The organism is Actinophytocola sp. (assembly GCF_035942955.1).
In the GTDB taxonomy this organism is placed as follows: Bacteria; Actinomycetota; Actinomycetes; order Mycobacteriales; family Pseudonocardiaceae; genus DASYTH01.
The window spans coordinates 19,606-35,593 of record NZ_DASZCQ010000234.1 but is presented as its reverse complement, the minus strand read 5'-3'; the positions used below and the strand labels follow the sequence as shown (position 1 = coordinate 35,593).

14 protein-coding genes are annotated in these 15,988 nt (G+C 72.6%); 8 read left to right on the top strand and 6 right to left on the bottom strand.

The window, feature by feature from the left end; genetic code table 11:
- Nucleotides 1-34: 34 nt before the first annotated feature.
- Nucleotides 35-493, bottom strand: coding sequence for a carboxymuconolactone decarboxylase family protein (locus tag VGX25_RS24390; RefSeq protein ID WP_326920220.1), 459 nt, complete (start codon nt 491-493; stop codon nt 35-37).
- A gap of 101 nt (nt 494-594) precedes the next feature.
- Between VGX25_RS24390 and sigJ the strand changes: the two genes are divergently transcribed.
- Nucleotides 595-1,488, top strand: coding sequence for an RNA polymerase sigma factor SigJ (gene sigJ / locus VGX25_RS24385; protein WP_326920219.1), 894 nt, complete (start codon nt 595-597; stop codon nt 1,486-1,488).
- A 150-nt stretch (nt 1,489-1,638) separates the two neighbouring features.
- The gene (locus VGX25_RS24380) at nt 1,639-2,082 is read left to right on the top strand and encodes an MmcQ/YjbR family DNA-binding protein (RefSeq protein WP_326920218.1); all 444 of its coding nucleotides are present in this window, start codon (nt 1,639-1,641) and stop codon (nt 2,080-2,082) included.
- Here VGX25_RS24380 and VGX25_RS24375 read toward each other — a convergent pair.
- Together VGX25_RS24375 and ligD are read right to left on the bottom strand one after the other, a co-directional pair.
- Nucleotides 2,050-2,463, bottom strand: a complete 414-nt coding sequence (locus VGX25_RS24375) for an arsenate reductase ArsC (protein WP_326920217.1) — start codon at nt 2,461-2,463, stop codon at nt 2,050-2,052. The two genes, VGX25_RS24380 and VGX25_RS24375, sit on opposite strands and share 33 nt — an antisense overlap.
- Nucleotides 2,464-2,479: 16 nt before the next feature.
- Nucleotides 2,480-3,388 (bottom strand): non-homologous end-joining DNA ligase, encoded by a 909-nt coding sequence (gene ligD, locus VGX25_RS24370; RefSeq protein WP_326920216.1) that lies wholly within the window; start codon nt 3,386-3,388, stop codon nt 2,480-2,482.
- A 153-nt stretch (nt 3,389-3,541) separates the two neighbouring features.
- Here ligD and VGX25_RS24365 point away from each other — a divergent pair, with 153 nt between their 5' ends.
- Both VGX25_RS24365 and VGX25_RS24360 read left to right on the top strand, forming a co-directional pair.
- Nucleotides 3,542-4,138, top strand: a complete 597-nt coding sequence (locus VGX25_RS24365; RefSeq protein ID WP_326920215.1) for an MBL fold metallo-hydrolase — start codon at nt 3,542-3,544, stop codon at nt 4,136-4,138.
- A gap of 227 nt (nt 4,139-4,365) precedes the next feature.
- Nucleotides 4,366-7,485, top strand: coding sequence for an ATP-binding protein (locus VGX25_RS24360; RefSeq protein WP_326920214.1), 3,120 nt, complete (start codon nt 4,366-4,368; stop codon nt 7,483-7,485).
- Here VGX25_RS24360 and VGX25_RS24355 read toward each other — a convergent pair.
- Nucleotides 7,460-8,254: an ABC transporter permease gene (locus VGX25_RS24355; RefSeq protein ID WP_326920213.1), complete on the bottom strand. Its 795-nt coding sequence runs from the start codon at nt 8,252-8,254 to the stop codon at nt 7,460-7,462. The genes VGX25_RS24360 and VGX25_RS24355 overlap by 26 nt on opposite strands.
- Nucleotides 8,251-9,213 (bottom strand): ATP-binding cassette domain-containing protein, encoded by a 963-nt coding sequence (locus tag VGX25_RS24350; protein ID WP_326920212.1) that lies wholly within the window; start codon nt 9,211-9,213, stop codon nt 8,251-8,253. Before VGX25_RS24350 ends, VGX25_RS24355 begins: the two co-directional genes overlap by 4 nt.
- A gap of 102 nt (nt 9,214-9,315) precedes the next feature.
- Between VGX25_RS24350 and VGX25_RS24345 the strand changes: the two genes are divergently transcribed.
- Nucleotides 9,316-9,927 (top strand): hypothetical protein, encoded by a 612-nt coding sequence (locus VGX25_RS24345; protein WP_326920211.1) that lies wholly within the window; start codon nt 9,316-9,318, stop codon nt 9,925-9,927.
- Nucleotides 9,928-10,161: 234 nt separating this feature from the next.
- On the opposite strand, the gene VGX25_RS24340 is transcribed toward VGX25_RS24345, so the two are convergent.
- Nucleotides 10,162-10,779, bottom strand: coding sequence for a sigma-70 family RNA polymerase sigma factor (locus tag VGX25_RS24340; RefSeq protein WP_326920210.1), 618 nt, complete (start codon nt 10,777-10,779; stop codon nt 10,162-10,164).
- Nucleotides 10,780-10,959: 180 nt separating this feature from the next.
- Here VGX25_RS24340 and VGX25_RS24335 point away from each other — a divergent pair, with 180 nt between their 5' ends.
- Genes VGX25_RS24335 through VGX25_RS24325 form a run of 3 tightly spaced genes read left to right on the top strand, consistent with a single transcriptional unit; the run spans nt 10,960 to nt 15,964 of the window.
- Complete coding sequence (locus VGX25_RS24335; RefSeq protein WP_326920209.1) at nt 10,960-13,734, top strand: AfsR/SARP family transcriptional regulator; 2,775 nt, start codon at nt 10,960-10,962, stop codon at nt 13,732-13,734.
- 41 nt (nt 13,735-13,775) lie between these two features.
- Entirely contained in the window at nt 13,776-14,090 is a 315-nt protein-coding gene (locus VGX25_RS24330) for a hypothetical protein (protein ID WP_326920208.1), read from the top strand.
- On the top strand, nt 14,087-15,964 hold the full coding sequence (locus VGX25_RS24325; RefSeq protein WP_326920207.1) for a RiPP maturation radical SAM C-methyltransferase: 1,878 nt from the start codon (nt 14,087-14,089) through the stop codon (nt 15,962-15,964). The genes VGX25_RS24330 and VGX25_RS24325 overlap by 4 nt, the downstream gene beginning before the upstream one ends.
- The last annotated feature ends 24 nt before the right edge of the window (nt 15,965-15,988 follow it).

Below are 15,988 nucleotides of genomic sequence, written 5' to 3'. Positions count from 1 at the left end.
GTGTGGCAACGGAAAGGCTCACGACACCCCCAGGTCAGACGCCCGCGGTGCCGGCCACCTGGCGGGTGGCGGCGTTGAGGCGGTTCCACACGTTGATCGAGGAGATCGCCAGGAGCAGGGCCGCGAGCTGCCGCTGGTCGAAGTGCTTGACGGTCTCGGACCAGAGGTCGTCGGACACCGGGTCGGGCCGGTCGGCCACGCGGGTGACGACCTCGGTGAGCTCCAGCGCGACGCGCTCGGCGTCGGTGAAGTAGGGCGCGTCGCGCCAGGCCGCCACCGAGAAGAGCCGCTCGTCGGTCTCACCCGCCTTCCGCAGGTAGCGGGCGTGCATCTCGACGCAGACGCTGCAGCCGTTGATCTGGCTCGCCCGAAGGTGGACGAGCTCGAGCAGCTCCCTGGCCAGGCCGGCCTTCTCCGCCGAGGCGGAAAGGGCGGTGAGGGCCTTCATGGCGCCCGGGACGACCATGGCCGGGTGCTCCATCCGTGCCTGCATGTTTCACTCTCCTTAAGAACAGTCGGTTGCTGATTCCCGGTCACATCGGCCGGTTCTCATCGGTCAGTGCATTGACACCTGGCAACGGAGGAATGTGACCGATGGATGAGACCGACTGGATGGCGCGCCGATTCGAGGAGCACCGGACGCATCTGCGGGCGGTGGCCTACCGGATGCTCGGCTCGCTGGCCGAGGCCGACGACGCGGTGCAGGAGGCGTGGCTGCGGCTGAGCCGGGCCGACACCAGCGAGGTCGACAACCTCGGCGGCTGGCTGACCACCGTCGTCGCGCGGGTGTGCCTGAACATGTTGCGCTCCCGCCGGACGCGGGGCGAGCAGCCGCTCGGCGTGCACGTGCCCGACCCGATCATCGGACCCGCCGGCGGCGCCGACGCCGACCCCGAGCACGAGGCGCTGCTGGCCGACTCGGTCGGGCTCGCGCTGCTCGTGGTGCTCGACACCCTGGCGCCGGCCGAGCGGCTGGCGTTCGTGCTGCACGACCTGTTCGCGGTGCCGTTCGACGAGATCGCCGACATCGTGGGCCGCTCCCCGGCCGCGGCCAGGCAGCTGGCCAGCCGCGCCCGCCGGCGGGTGCAGGGCGCGGCGCCGGCGCCGGACCCCGACCTGGCCCGGCAGCGCGAGGTCGTCGACGCCTTCCTCGCGGCCTCCCGCGACGGCGACTTCGACGGGCTGCTCGCGGTGCTCGACCCGGACGTCGTGCTCCGCGCCGACAGCGGCCCGCTGGCGGCCGCGACCCGCGAGGTCCGCGGCGCGCGGACGGTGGCCGAGCAGGCGCTCACCTTCCGCCGCATCGCCACCGCCCACCGGGTTCGGCCGGCGCTGGTCAATGGGGCCGCGGGCGTCGTCACGATGGTGGACGGCCGGGTGTACGCGGTGATGGGCCTCACGATCCGCGGCGGGAAGATCGTCGCCATGGACATCCTCGCCGACCCCGACCGGCTCGCCCAGCTCGACCTGACCTTCCTGGACGACTGAGCTAGTCCGCCTCTTGCGGATTTCCATGCGGTCGTCGCGTTGCAGCGAACGGTGCGGATGTCCGGTAGATGTGGCTGGGTGCCGTCACGGTCCCCTGAGGTTCCGTTGGTCGGCACGACGACAATGGCCGCGGAGACCGGGGAGGAGGCCATGGCTCGGTACGAATATGCCGACGTGCCGGCGGAGGTCCTGGCCCGGCTCCGGCCGCTGTGCCTCGGGCTGCCGGAGGCGTACGAGGAGCAGGCCTGGGTGGGCACCCGGTGGCGGATCCGCAAGCGCACCTTCGCCCACGTGCTCGCGATCGACTCGGGCTACCCGCCGGCCTACGCGCGGGCCGTGCCGGTCGACGGGCCGGTCACGGTGATGACGTTCCGCTCACGCGGCCCGGAGCTCGCCGTGCTGGCCAACGCCGGCCCGCCGTTCTACAAGCCGGACTGGGCGCCCGATGTCGTCGGCATGGTGCTCGACGCCGGCACGGACTGGACCGAGGTCGCCGAACTGCTCACCGAAAGCTATTGCGTGCTGGCCCCCAAGAAGCTCGTCGCGCTCGTCGATCGCGGGTCAGCCGGCGCGGACGCCGAGCTCGGCGAGTAGCCGGCGGACGCGGCGCTCGATCTCGTCGCGGATCGGGCGGACGCCGGCGACGTCGAGGCCGGCCGGGTCGTCGAGGGCCCAGTCCTCGTAGCGGCGGCCGGGGACGACGGGGCAGGCGTCGCCGCAACCCATGGTGATCACCACGTCGGCGGCGCCGACCATCTCGTCGGTCCAGGATTTGGGGTGCTCGCCGGAGATGTCGATGCCGCGCTCGGCCATCGCGGCGACGGCGGCCGGGTTGACCTCGCCGGCCGGGGTCGAGCCGCCGGACAGGGCGACGGCCGCGCCGCCGGAGAGGTGGGTGAGGAAGCCGAGGGCCATCTGGGAGCGGCCGGCGTTGTGGGTGCACAGGAACAGCACGGTGGGGCGGCTGTCCGCCATGGTCGGGCTCCGATCGTCAACCGAGCGCGTCGAGCTTGCGCCGGGCGGTGGCCGCGGCGGTGGCATGCTCGTCCATTGTGGCCCACGGATCGGTCTTGCGGCCGAAACGCTGGCGGATTCCGCGCGGGTGGTGGCCGTCGGGTGTGGTCCGGCCGAGCTCCGACCAGTCCAGCGGGGTGGCGACCGGGGCGCCGGGTCGGGCGCGCAGCGAGTACGGCGCGACGAACGTCTGGCCGTAGGCGTTGCGGTTCACGTCGAGGAAGATGCGGTCTCCCCGGCGCTGCTTGCGTTGCGCGGTGGTCAGCCGGTCCGGGTCCCGTGCCGCGAGGTGCTCGGCGAGCTCCCCGGCCAGGTCCCGGACGTACTCGAAGTCCGCGGATCCGTCGAGCGGGGCGACGACGTGGAAGCCGCGTCCCCCCGTTGCCTGCACGAACGGCGTCAACCCCACCGCGCCGAACAGGTCGCGCGCGGCCCTTGCCACCCGACGCAGGGTCGCCACGTCGGTGCCCGGCGGGGGATCGAGGTCGACGACCAGCCGGTCCGGACGCTCCAGATCGTCCACTGTGGACAACCAGGCGTGCAGCTCGATGGTGGCCTGGTTGGCCAGGTACACCAGCGTCGCGGCGTCGTCGCACACCACGTGGTCCACGGTGCCGTCCCCACCGCGCCGGGGCGCCCTCGCGATCGTCAGCCAGTCCGGGAAGTAGTCGGACGCCTTCTGCTGAACGAACCCGCCGGCCTCGATCCCCTCCGGGTACCGGCGCAGCACCAGCGGCCGCCCGGCCAGGTGCGGGACCATCACGTCGGCGACGGCCCGGTAGTAGCCGATCACGTCGCCCTTGCTCAGCCGGTCGGCCGGGAACATCGGCTTGTCCAGGTTGGACAGCTCGACCTCCCGGTCGGACAGGTGCACGGTCCGGGTCATGACCGTGGCGTACCCGTGTGCGGGAGTCGGAAACGGGTAACCGGGTGCCGTGCCGGAGCCACCCGATGTGGAGGGTTTCCGCCCGGTGCTGGCCGAACGCGCCGGGATCGGCAACCTCCTGGCCGACGAGATCCCGTGCCGGCCCGCGGTCCGATGAGGCTCACCCTGCTCGGGGTCGGCGCGATGAGCTCGCCCCGGTACCGGCCGGCGGGTCTGCTGCTGTCCGCGCATGGCTGGCGGGTCATGTTCGACGGCGGGATGGGCGCCGAACCCGATCGGCACATCGACGCCTGGCTGGTCACCGACGCCCGTGCCGAGCTCATTCGCGAGATCCGGCGCCTCGCCCGGACCCGCGGGACCGCGGCCGCGGTGGCCGGCTTCGTGCGAGGGACGCTGCGCGTCGAGCCGCAACCCGTGGTCCACACGGCACATCCGACCTACGGCTACCTCATCGACGACGGCCGGGGCCGGGCGGTGTGGGCCCCGGAGTTCTGGGAGTTCCCCGCATGGGCGCAGGGAGCGGACCTGATGTTCGCCGACGCCGCCGGCTGGAACCGCCCCATCCGCTTCGCCGGCAACGCCGGCGGGCATGCCTGCGTGGCCGACACCGCCCGCGCGGCCCGCGAGCACGGCGTCCGGCGGCTGGTGTTCGCGCACATCGGCCGGCCGTCGATCCACGCCATCGACCTGGGCGTCGACCCGCCGTTCGGCGAGTGGGGCGTCGAAGGCCGGAGGTATCAGCTCCGCTGAGCGGTCAGGGCCCCGGTGGAACCGGCGGCGGGTCCGGGGTCGGCGGCATCGGCGGCAGCGGCTCCGGTCCGATCGGCGGCACCGGGTCCGGCTCGGGCACGGGCGGAATCGGATCCGGGTCCGGCACGGGCGGCCTGGGCTGGTCGGGTTCCGGTGGCGTGGTCATCACACCCGCGAGTACCCGCGCCGGCTCCCGCCGAACGCCGGGCGCGCAATAACCTGGGCCGGTGACCACCGAGCTGGCCCTGCTGTCCCGGGTCTCCTACCGGGACCGGGAGATCACCAGCCCGCGGCTGCGCGGGCTGCTCGCGCTGCTGGCCGGTGACCTGCGCACGGGCGCCAGCACGGCCCGGCTGGTGGACGGGCTGTGGCCGGACGAGCAACCCGAGAACCCGACCAAGGCGCTGCAGATCCTGGTCTCCCGCGCCAGGGCGCAGCTGGGCGCCGAGGTCATCGTCACCACCCCCACCGGCTACCGCCTCGCGCTGGGCGAGGATCAGGTCGACGCCTCCGCCGTCCTGCTCAGCGCCGCGGCCAGCGCCCGCAGCTCGCGGGCCGGCGACCACGCGGCCGCGCTGGCGCACGCCGAGGCCGGGCTCGCCTTGTGGAACGGGGCCACCGCCGACGGCGCCGGCACGCCCGACGATCCGGTGTCCCAGCTGCGCCTCGAGCGGGCGGCGACGCACCGGTCGCTGCTGCGGGCCCGCGCGCTGGCGCTGTCCCGGCTCGGCCGGCGGGACGAGGCGGTCGAGCCGCTCGCCGAGCTGGCCCGGCAGCGGCCAAGGGACGAGGAGATCCTGCTGGAGCTGCTGCGCTGCGAGGCGGCGACGGCGGGCCCGGCCGCGGCGCTGGCCAGGTACGAGGCGTACCGCCGGGCGCTGCGCGACGAGCTGGGCACCGATCCGGGGCCGGCGCTGCAGGCCCTGCACCGGCAGCTGCTCGACGACGAGGCGCCGGCCGTCCGGCACGGCATTCCGCACGAGCCCAACCCGCTGCTCGGCCGGGACGACGACATCGCCGCGGTCGCCGCCATGGTGCGCTCCTCCCGGGTCACCTCGATCGTCGGGCCGGGCGGCCTCGGCAAGACCCGGCTCGCGCACGTGGTGAGCCGCCAGGCCGAGCAGCGGTTCGTGCACCTCGTCGCGCTCGCCGGGGTGACCACCGACGAGGACGTGCTCGGCGAGGTCGCGTCGGTGCTCGGCGTCGGCGAGGCCCGGATCGGGCTCCCCGGCGGTCCCCGCGACGTCCTGCCCGGGATCGTCGAGGCCCTCGGCCCCGGCTCCGCGCTGCTCGTGCTGGACAACTGCGAGCACGTCATCCGTGGCGCGGCCGAGCTGGTGCACGCCCTGGTGTCGATGACGAGGGAGCTGCGGGTGCTCACCACCAGCCGGGCCCCGCTCGGCCTGTCGTCGGAGTCGGTGTACCTGCTGCCGGAGCTGAGCCCGCCGACCTGTGTGGAGCTGTTCGCGCAGCGGGCAAGGGCGGCCAGGCCCGGGGTGGATCTTCCCGAGCCCGTGGTCAGCGAGCTGTGCGCGCACCTGGACGGGCTGCCGCTGGCGGTGGAACTGGCCGCGGCGCGGGTCCGGGTCATGTCGGTCACCGAGATCGCGGGCCGGCTCAAGGACCGGTTCTCCTTGCTGCGCGGCGGTTCCCGGGACGCACCGGAACGGCACCGCACCCTGCAGGCCGTGGTCGACTGGAGCTGGAACCTGCTCGACGAGGCCGGGCAGCGGGCCATGCGGGCGCTGTCGATCTTCCCAGGCGGGTTCACCTCGGCCGCGGCGCAGCGGCTCGTCGGGGACGGCGAGATCCTGGAGGAGCTGGTCGACCAGTCGCTGCTGAAGGTGATCGACGCTCCGTCCGGCACGCGCTTCCGGATGCTGGAGACCGTGCGCGAGTTCAGCGCCGCGCGCCGCGACCAGGCCGGGGAGACCGACCCGGTCGTCACCGATTTCCTCGGCTGGGCAAGGGGGTTCGGGCTGGCACAGCACGAGGCGTCGCTCAGTCGTGAGCCGTACGCGGCGATCGAGCTGATCCGGGCCGAGCAGGACAACCTGCTGCAGGCGCAGCGGCACGCGATCACCCGGGGGGACGGCGCCACGGTCGCGGCCACCGCCGCCGTGCTGGGCGTCCTGTGGGCGATCGAGTCCCAATACACCCGGCTGACGACCATGACCGAGGAGACCGGCTGGCTGCTGTCGCACTTCCGGCCCGAGCCCGGACTCGTCGAGGTCACCCGGGGGGCCCTGGTGTTGATGACCAGCTTCGCCTTCGCCCTCAAGGGTCCGCACCCGGCCCGCACGCTGGTCGCCCTGCGCCGGCTGCCGCCGGCGCCGCCGAACACCCTGGCCGGCGCCGTCTCGCTGGTGCTCGTCTCGGCGCCGGACGGCATCGAGGCCATCCACGCGCTGTGCGCCAGCGACGAGCCGCTCGTGGCCGGCGCCGCCAACCAACTCGCCAGCTATGCCTGGGAGGGCGGCGGCGACCTCGACAGCGCCCTGAACTGCGCCAGGCGGTCGCAGGAGTCGTTCGCGGCCGCGGACCTCCCGTGGCTGCAGGCGACCTCCCGGTGCCGGGTCGCCGAACTGTGCCTGCAGCTCGAACGGGGTGGCGAGGCGCGCGACATGCTGCTGGAAGCCCTCCCGGTGCTGGACCGGCTCGGCGCGCCCGACGCGGCCGGGCTCCGGTTGTGGATCGTGCTCGCCAGCCTGCAGATCGGCGCCGTCGACGAGGCGGCGCGCTGGTTGGCGTCGGCGCCGGAGCGCATCGAGGTCTACAGCGCGCTCGGCTATGCCCTGGCCGTGCGGGCGGAGGTGCAGCTCGCGCGCGATGAGATCGAGACGGGGCTGCGCGCCTGGCGGCGGGTCGTCGATCAGGTGCGCAACGCCCCCGGCAACCTGTATCCCGGCATTCCGGCCGAGCTGGATCCGTGGGGGATCGAGTCGCGGGCCACCGCCGTGGTCGCCCACGCCCGGCACGGCCGGCTCGATCGGGTCGACGCCGTCGCGGGCGAGCTGCTGGACTCGGCGACGAGGATCCTCTCGAACCCCATGGCCAAGCCGCCGCCGTACCTGATGGAGCTGCCGCTGGCCGGCACGCTGCTGCTGGCGCTGGGCATGGTGGACCTCGCCCGGGGCGAGCACAAGTCCGGGGTGCGGCTGATCGCGCTGGCGGAGCGGTTCCGGTTCCTGACGAACTTCCAGCCGACCATGTCGTCCGCCCAGGCCCGCCGGGACGCCGAGCGCGCCGACGGGCCGGCGTACGACGAGGCGGTCTCGTCGTACGCCGGCCTTGATCGTGATCAGTTACGGGCCGCGGCGCTCACTTGCCTGCGGGATCGCGGTTGAACAGCTTCTTCGCCCAGATGTAGCTGACCAGCGCGATGCCGGCGCACCAGGCGATCGAGACGACGCCGCTGTTGCCGATCCCGGTGCCGAGCAGCAGCCCCCGGATCGTCTCCATGATCGGCGTGAACGGCTGGTAGTCGGCGAAGACCCGCAGCCAGCCCGGCATCGAGTCGGTCGGGACGAACCCGCTGCCCAGGAAGGGCAGGATCGTCAGCGGGGTGGGGGTGTTGCTGGCCGACTCGACGGTCTTGGCCGCCAGGCCGAGCGCAACACACAGCCAGGTCAGCGCGAAGGTGATCATCGCAAGGACACCTGCCACCACGATCCACTCGACCGCCGTCGCGTTCGGGTCGAACCCGACCAGCAGCGCGGCGACCGTGACCAGGCCGCAGCCGAGCATCGTCTGGATCATGCTGCCGACCACGTGGCCGGTCAGCACCGACACCCTGGCGATGGCCATGGTGCGGAACCGGGCGATGATGCCCTGGGTCATGTCCATGGAGACCGAGATCGCGGTGCCGGTCGCGCCGAGCGCCACCATCATCATCAGGATGCCGGGGACCACGTAGTTGACGTAGGCGTCGCGGCCGCCCGAACCTCCGCCGATGCCGTTGCCCAGCGTGCCGCCGAAGACGTAGACGAACAGCAGCAGGAAGATGATCGGCATGAGGGCCAGCTGCACCGTCAGGCCCGGATAGCGCAGCATGTGCCGCAGCTGGCGGCGCAGCATCGTCGCCGAGTCGGTCAGGGCGTAGGACAGGGTGCTCATGAGGTCGTGACCTCCTCGTTCGTGGGCTGACCGGTGAGGGTGAGGAAGACGTCGTCGAGGTCGGGGGTGTGCACGGTCAGCCCGTCGACCTCGATCGACCAGTCGTCGAGCCGGTCGAGCAGGGTCTTCAGCGCCCGCATGCTGCCGTCGCTGGGGACCTGCAGGGTGAGCGCGTCGTCGTCGCGGGTGACGTTGCCGAGCACCTCCGCGGCGGAGGCCAGGCTGCGGGCGTCGGCGAACCGCAGCAGGATGTGCCCGCCGGGGATGCGCCGCTTGAGCTCGTCCGGGGTGCCCGTGGCGACGATCCTGCCGTGGTCGAGGACCGCGATCCGGTCGGAGAGCTGGTCGGCCTCCTCCAGGTACTGCGTGGTCAGGAAGATCGTGACGCCCCGGCTGGCCAGGTCGCGGATGATCTGCCACATGCCGCGGCGGCTGCGCGGGTCCAGGCCGGTGGTCGGCTCGTCGAGGAAGATGACTTCCGGGTCACCGATCAGGGTCATCGCCAGGTCGAGCCGGCGGCCCATGCCCCCGGAGTAGGTCTGGGCCATCTTCTTGCCGGCCTCGACCAGGTCGAACCGCTCGAGCAGCTCGGCGGCGCGCCGGCGGCCCTCGGCCTTGCCCAGGTGGTGCAGGTCGGCCATGAGCCGGAGGTTCTCCTCGCCGGTGAGCAGGTGGTCCACCGCGGAGAACTGCCCGGTGACGCCGATCGCGGCGCGCACCGGGTCGGGCTCGGCGGCCACGTCGTGCCCGGCCACCCACGCCTGCCCGCCGTCGGCGCGGATCAGGGTGGACAGGATGTTGACGGTCGTGGTCTTGCCCGCGCCGTTCGGCCCGAGCAGCGAGAAAATCTTTCCGCGCGGCACGTCCAGGTCGATGCCGTCGAGCACAACCTTGTCCCCGAACGACTTCCGCAGCCCGACCACCGCGATCGCTGACTGGTTGAGGTTTGTCGTTGTCATGCTCAAAGCCTGCGACCCGACCGGTTCACCCGGGTTTCACCACGGTTTCAGGTGCTCTCGGGCGGTTTCAGGCGGCCGAAGGCTCGGGCACGATGGTGAACCATGAAGGACCGGCTCCTCGCCGATCTCGACGACCGCATCGCCCGGCATGCCGGCGGGGACCCCTCCGGGGTGCTCGAGGAACGGGCCCTCGACGTGGTGGCCGAGCTGGCCGCGTCGGGTGATCCGGACGCCGGCAGCCTGTCCCGCGTCGCGGCGCTGCACCTGTGCCGGTACCAGGCGCTGCGGCCGGAGCACGGCGAGGCCGACCTGCACCTGGCGACCGCCCTCTACACGAGGCTGCACGCCGTCGACCCTCGGCTGGTGCCTGCCGGCGTGCGGGACTTCCTCGGGCTCGCGTCGCCCTACGACGCCGGCGTGGCGCTGCTCGGCGAGTACGACCGGACCGGCCGCATCGATCACCTGGAGCGGGCGATCTCCCTGTTCCGGCAGGAGGTGCTGACCGGACCGCCCGATCACGCCGACGCGCTGTTCAACCTCGCGATGGCGCTGCTGTGCCGGTTCGAGCAGGCCGGCGAGCCGTCCGATGTGGACGAAGCCGTCGAGCTGGGTCGCGCGGCACTGGCCGCCACCCCCGCCGCCCACCCTCTGCGCGCTGAACGTTCGGCCTGGCTCGACACCGCGCGGCGGCTGCAGGTGCAGGTCGAGCACTAGCCGTCCCGGGTGGGCAATGCGGTAGCCCGGCGACGGTTTCGGGGTCCTCCCCGAGGAGTGACTCTCCGGAGAACACGTCGCGTTGTCCGTTGTCCGCGGCCCGGAGCAGCCCGTCCAGGGCAAGGCTGGCCGCGCAACGTCGCGACCGGAATGGACAATCGGGAAGCGTCCGAACGGCTCAATCCAATTTGTGCGTGACGGGACGCGGATCACAGCATTTTCCATTCGCGGGTATCAGCCGGCGATCCGGTCGCTCTGCAGGTCATGCGAGACGTGCGGCACGCCGTCCGGTCGGTCGGCGACGAGCAGCGCCGCGATCGCGGGCGTGCGGCGCGCCCGGCTCAGGCAGCGGGCCCTCGTCGGGCCGATCGCGCCGACCGGGATGCCCAGCGTCGAGCTGATCTCCTTGTACGGCTTCGGCGGGTCGCTGAACAGCATCGACAGCAGTTGCCGGTCCCGCGGCGGCAGCGCCGCGAAGGCCGCCCTCGCGGCGGCGCGGCGCTCGTCGCCGATCAGGCTCGCGTCGATGTCGTGATCCACCACGGCACCGAACAGCGCGCCGTCGGTGGGGATCTGGCGGTTCTTGTGCCGCAGCAGCATCAGGCACTCGTGCCGGGCGGTGGTCAGCAGCCAGCCGGGCAGCGCCTCCGGTTCGCGAATGGTCCGCAGGTTCGACACCAGCCGCAGCCAGACCGAGCCGGCGACGTCCTGGGCGTCCGCGCCGCCGATGCCGTACCGCTGGCACACCGAGAAAACCAGCGGAGCGTAGCGCTTGACGATTTCCGCCCAGGCCGATTCCATTCCGCGTGCCGCATTTTCCAGCAACGGCGCGACCGGCGAGTCGTGGTGCATCGTTCCTCCTCCGTTCCCACACCGACCGGGGCCGATCACCACGGACCGATGTGGACGGGTCTCACGATTTCGCCACGCCCTGCTCGCCGACCTTGCAGCGACCTTGCGGACCAGGCAGCATCGGTTAAGCCATCGGTTAAACCGTTGGCGACGTGCCGACCACACCTGGAGACTCTCGGGATGGAGTTCCGGCTGCTCGGGGAGATGCAGCTACAGGTCGCGGGGCAGTTGCTCGATGTCGGCACGCCGCGCCAGCAGGCCGTGCTCGCCGCGCTCGCGGTCGACGCCGGGCGCCCGGTTCCCATCGAGACGCTCATCGACCGGGTCTGGGGTGACAATCCGCCCGCGGAGGCCCGGAATGTGCTCTATTCGCATCTGAGTCGAATACGCCGGCTGCTCAACCGGGCCGCGGGCACGCCGGCCGGGCTGGCCCGCCGAAGCGCCGGCTACGTGCTGGAAATCGACCCGGATCTGGTCGACCTGCACCGGTTCAACCGCCTGGTCGAGCGGGGAAAGGACCCGCGCGGCACGGATGCCGAGCGGGCGGCGGCCCTGACCGAGGCGCTGCGCTGCTGGCGCGGCGCGCCGCTGGCCGGGATCGGCGGCGACTGGGCCGGCCGGGTCCGCACGGCCTGGCACCGGCGGCGCCTCGACGCGGCCGTGACCTGGGGCGAGATCGAGCTGCGGCTGGGCAACACCGCCGCGGTGATCGGCACGCTGCCCGAGCTCATCGGCGAGTATCCGCTTGCCGAGCCGCTGGAGGCGCTGCTCATGCGCGCCATGCACGCCGCGGGGCGCGACGCCGAGGCCGTCGAGCGCTACGCCGTCGTCCGGCAGCGGCTCGCCGACGCGCTCGGCACCGACCCCGGTCCGGAGCTGCGCGCGCTGCACGGCGCGATCCTGCGGGGTGAGCTGCCGGCCGCGCCCGCAGGCGAGCCGGCCGCCGCGCCCACCGGCGCGCCGATCGCCACGCCCGCCCAGCTACCGCCGGACACCCACGGCTTCGCCGGGCGCGAGGCGGAGCTGCGCCGGCTCGACGACCTCGCCGACGGGGGGTCGGCGACCGCGCGGATCGTGGTGCTCTCGGGCACCGCCGGGGTCGGCAAGACCACATTGGCCGTCCACTGGGCACACCGGGTCCGCGCCGGCTTCCCCGGCGGCCAGCTGTACGTGAACCTGCGCGGGTTCGACCCGACCGGCTCGCCGGTCAATCCCGCCGAGGCGGTGCGGGGATTCCTCGAGGCGTTCGAGGTGCCGCCGGACCGGGTTCCGACCACAGTGGAGGCTCAGGTCGGCCTGTACCGCAGCCTGCTCGCGAACCGGCGGGTGCTGGTGGTGCTGGACAACGCCCGCGACGCCGAGCAGGTGCGCCCGCTGCTGCCCGGCGCGCCCGGCAGCGTGGCGCTGGTGACCAGCCGCAACCAGCTCGCCGGCCTGGTCACGGCCGGCGCGCGGCCGATCCCGGTCGATCTGCTCGACCGGACCGAGGCGCACGCCGTGCTGCGCGCGCGGATCGGCGCCGACCGGGTCGCGGCCGAGCCCGCCGCGGTCGAAGAGATCATCCGGCTGTGCGCGAGCCTGCCGCTTGCGCTGGCCGTGGTGGCCGCAAGGGCGGCCACCCATCCCGGGTTCAGCCTTGCCGCGCTGGCCGGGCAGCTGCGCGAAGCCCGCGGCGGCCTCGACGAGTTCGCCGGCGCCGACCCGGCCACCGACCCCAGGGCGGTGTTCTCCTGGTCCTACCTCGGCCTGAGTCCGGCCGCCGCCCGGCTGTTCCGGTTGCTCGGCCTGCATCCCGGACCGGACATCGGCCGCCCCGCCGCGGCGAGCCTGGCCGGCCTACCGGTGCCCAGGATCCGGCCGGTGCTCGCCGAGCTGGCCCAGGCGCATCTGATCACCGAGCACAGCCCCGGCCGGTACGGCTGCCACGATCTGCTGCGCGCCTACGCCGCCGAACTGGCCACCGTGGAGGAATCACCGGCGGACCGGGACCAGGCGATCCGCCGCATGCTCGGGTACTACGCGCACACCGCCTACCACGCCGACGGTTTCCTGGATCCCCGCCGCGAGGTGCCGCCAACGCTGACCCCGCTTCCGCCGGGCGCCGAGTCCGAACGGATCGCCGACCACGCGCACGCCCTCGCCTGGTTCAAGGCCGAGCACCGTGTCCTGCTCATGGCGCTGCACCAGGACACCGAGCTCGACACCCAGGTCTGGGAGCTCGTCTGGTCGATCCGCCGCTTCCTGGCGATGCAGGGGCACTGGCACGACGAGATCGACGCGCTCACCGTGGCGCTGGCCGCGGCGCGCCGGCTCGGCGACGGGCTCAAACAGGCGTTCGCGCACTGCTATCTGGGCACGACCTACATCTGGTTCGACCGGTACGACGACGCCGGCCGGGATCTGAGCGCCGCGCTGGATCTGTACCGGAAGGCCGACGACGGGATCGGGCAGGCCTACGTGCACCACTACTTCGCCTGGCTGCTCGAACGGCAGAAGGAGATCGCCGACGCGCTCGGGCACGCCGAACGGGCCCTTGCCCTGTTCCGGGCGGCCGATCACCAGGCGGGGCAGGCGAAGGAGCTCAACGCCGTCGGCTGGTTCCACGCGCTGCTCGGCGAGCCCGCCGCCGCCGTGCGGTACTGCCAGGAGGCCCTCGATCTGCAGGTGCGCCTCGGCGACCAGCTGGGCGCGGCCCAGACGTTGCACAGCCTCGGCTGCGCCCACAGCCAGCTCGGCGACAACACCCAGGCGATCGCCTGCCACAAGAAGGCGCTGGAGCTTTTTCACCGCAACGGATATCTCATCAACGAGGCGATCGTGCTGATCGCGCTGGCCGACCTGCGCCAGGCCACCGGCGACGCCGAGTCGGCGCGCGCCGGGTGGCAGCAGGCGTACGACATCCTCGAGCGGCTCGGCCATCCCGACGCCGACGAGGTGCGGGCGAAGCTCGGCTGAAGTAGACAGTGGACGAAACTCGAAGCCGTAGGAGGAATGTCATGGCTCACCAGTCCATCACCCAGGAGGAGCTCACCGACCTGTGCGACAAGCTCAGGGAGCTCGACCTGACCGAGGCGCAGCGCGCCCTGCTCGACGCGATCCTGCGGATCGCCTTCGACGCCACCGTTCCGGAGGAGTCCCTCGACGACGAGTTCGACGGTTGCTTCGAACCGGACCAGGCGGCGGTCATCCTGGCGTACCAGGACGCCAGCATCACGTCGAGCGCCATGATCACCCGGTCCTGGCCGACCGGGATCGGCAAAGCCCCCGCCGCGGGGATCAGTCGCGGAATCAGTCGCGGATCCCATCCGTGACCGCCGTCGCCGAGCGGGCCGAGCACGTCCCGCGCGCGTCGCGGGCGGCGTGGCCCACCGTCATCGTCTGCATGCCGTTCCAGCAGGCCGACCGCCCGTCCATCCAACTAGGACTGCTGAAGGCGATCGGGGAGGCGCACGGGTTTCCGGTGCGCACCCTGCACGCCAACCTCGACTTCGCGGTGCGGATCGGGCTGGACCACTACCGGCTGCTGGCCGACCATCGCGGCCGGCAGCTCGGCGACTGGTTGTTCTCGGTCGAGGCGTTCGGCGACGCGGCGCCCGACCCGGACGGCAAGCTCCTCGCGGAGTTCGAGGCCGAACTGTCCTATTTGGCCGGTGAGGCCGGGAGCGCGCGGGAGCGTCTGCTCGCCATCCGCGAGCACGACGTACCCGCGTTCCTTGATGCGCTCGTCGACGAGTTCGACGGGGTCAGGGTGGTCGGGTTCAGCTCGACGTTTCAGCAGAATGCGGCGTCGTTCGCGCTGGCCCGCCGGCTCAAACGGCGGTATCCCGACCTCGTGACCGTGTTCGGCGGAGCCAACTTCGACGGCGAGATGGGCTTGGAGCTGGTGCGTTCCGTCGAATGCGTCGACTTCGCGGTCATCGGCGAGGGCGACACGGCGTTTCCCCGCCTGCTGGACGCGCTGGCATCCGGCGCGGAACCGTCCGGGATCCCCGGGGTGGCCCGGCGGGCCGGCGACCGGGTCGTCGCGACCCCGCCGGCCGCGCCGCACGCGCGGCTCGACGAGCTGCCGGCGCCGGACTACGGCGAGTACTTCGACCGTGCGGCGCGGTTGGGGCTGCCCACCGAGCACATCGCGATTCCCTTCGAGTCCGCAAGGGGCTGCTGGTGGGGCGCCAAGCACCACTGCACGTTCTGCGGGCTCAACGGAACCACCATGCGGTTCCGGGCCAAGTCGCCGGAGCGGGTGCTCGGCGAGCTCGATCAGCAGGCGCGGCGGTACCGCAGCTTCCGCTTCGAGGCCGTCGACAACATCCTCGACCCGGCCTACCTCAAGAGGCTGTTCCCGGCGATCACCGCGGGACGCCGGGACTACCAGATCTTCTACGAGGTCAAGGCGAACCTGACCCGGGCGCAGCTGAAGCTGCTGGCCGAGGCGGGTGTGGCCCGCCTGCAGCCGGGTCTGGAGTCCCTCAGCTCGCACGTGCTCCGGCTGATGGACAAGGGGGTGCGCGCCGCGCAGAACGTCAACGTCCTGCGCTGGGCCCGGTATTACGGAATGATCGTGGACTGGAACATCCTGTGGGGGTTCCCCGGCGAGACGGCCGAGGACTACGCCGCGCAGGCGGCCGTCGTGCCGCACCTGGTCCACCTGCAGCCGCCGGCCAGCGCCGACCGGGTGTGGTTGGAGCGGTTCAGCCCGCTGTTCACTCGGCCGGACCGGTTTCCCATGCGGTGGCGGGAACCCGAGCCCAGCTACCGGCGGGTGTATCCGGCCACAGTGGACATCGAGCGGGTCGCCTACTTCTTCGACTACGAGCTGGAGCAGGCGCTGGACCCGGCCGCCTACGAGGCGTTGGGCGACGCGGTGACGCGGTGGTCGGCCGCGTGGCGGGCCGATCCGCCGCCGGTGCTCGTCTACCGGTCCGCGCCCGGGTTCCTGCAGATCTACGACGGGCGGCACCGGGACAGCCGCGGCACCTACACGTTCCGCGACACGCTCGCCGAGATCTACCTTGCCTGTGTCGACCGGCCGCGTACCGCCATGGCCGTGCACCGCGAGTTGGGTCTCGGTGTGCCGGTTTCCGTGGTGGCGAACGCCTTCCGGCGGTTCGGGGAGCGCGGGCTCATGTTCCTGGACGATGGTCTTGCCGTCGCGCTTGCCCTGCCCGCGACTCCCGGCCGGTAGCCGGGTATCAGTCAACGGGGGCAT

Coding starts and splice junctions, on each gene's coding strand:
- VGX25_RS24390 (WP_326920220.1), bottom strand. CDS start 493: ATGCAGGCACGGATGGAGCACCCGGCCATGGTCGTCCCGGGCGCCATG.
- sigJ (WP_326920219.1), top strand. CDS start 595: ATGGATGAGACCGACTGGATGGCGCGCCGATTCGAGGAGCACCGGACG.
- VGX25_RS24380 (WP_326920218.1), top strand. CDS start 1,639: ATGGCTCGGTACGAATATGCCGACGTGCCGGCGGAGGTCCTGGCCCGG.
- VGX25_RS24375 (WP_326920217.1), bottom strand. CDS start 2,463: ATGGCGGACAGCCGCCCCACCGTGCTGTTCCTGTGCACCCACAACGCC.
- ligD (WP_326920216.1), bottom strand. CDS start 3,388: ATGACCCGGACCGTGCACCTGTCCGACCGGGAGGTCGAGCTGTCCAAC.
- VGX25_RS24365 (WP_326920215.1), top strand. CDS start 3,542: ATGAGGCTCACCCTGCTCGGGGTCGGCGCGATGAGCTCGCCCCGGTAC.
- VGX25_RS24355 (WP_326920213.1), bottom strand. CDS start 8,254: ATGAGCACCCTGTCCTACGCCCTGACCGACTCGGCGACGATGCTGCGC.
- VGX25_RS24350 (WP_326920212.1), bottom strand. CDS start 9,213: ATGACAACGACAAACCTCAACCAGTCAGCGATCGCGGTGGTCGGGCTG.
- VGX25_RS24345 (WP_326920211.1), top strand. CDS start 9,316: ATGAAGGACCGGCTCCTCGCCGATCTCGACGACCGCATCGCCCGGCAT.
- VGX25_RS24340 (WP_326920210.1), bottom strand. CDS start 10,779: ATGCACCACGACTCGCCGGTCGCGCCGTTGCTGGAAAATGCGGCACGC.
- VGX25_RS24335 (WP_326920209.1), top strand. CDS start 10,960: ATGGAGTTCCGGCTGCTCGGGGAGATGCAGCTACAGGTCGCGGGGCAG.
- VGX25_RS24330 (WP_326920208.1), top strand. CDS start 13,776: ATGGCTCACCAGTCCATCACCCAGGAGGAGCTCACCGACCTGTGCGAC.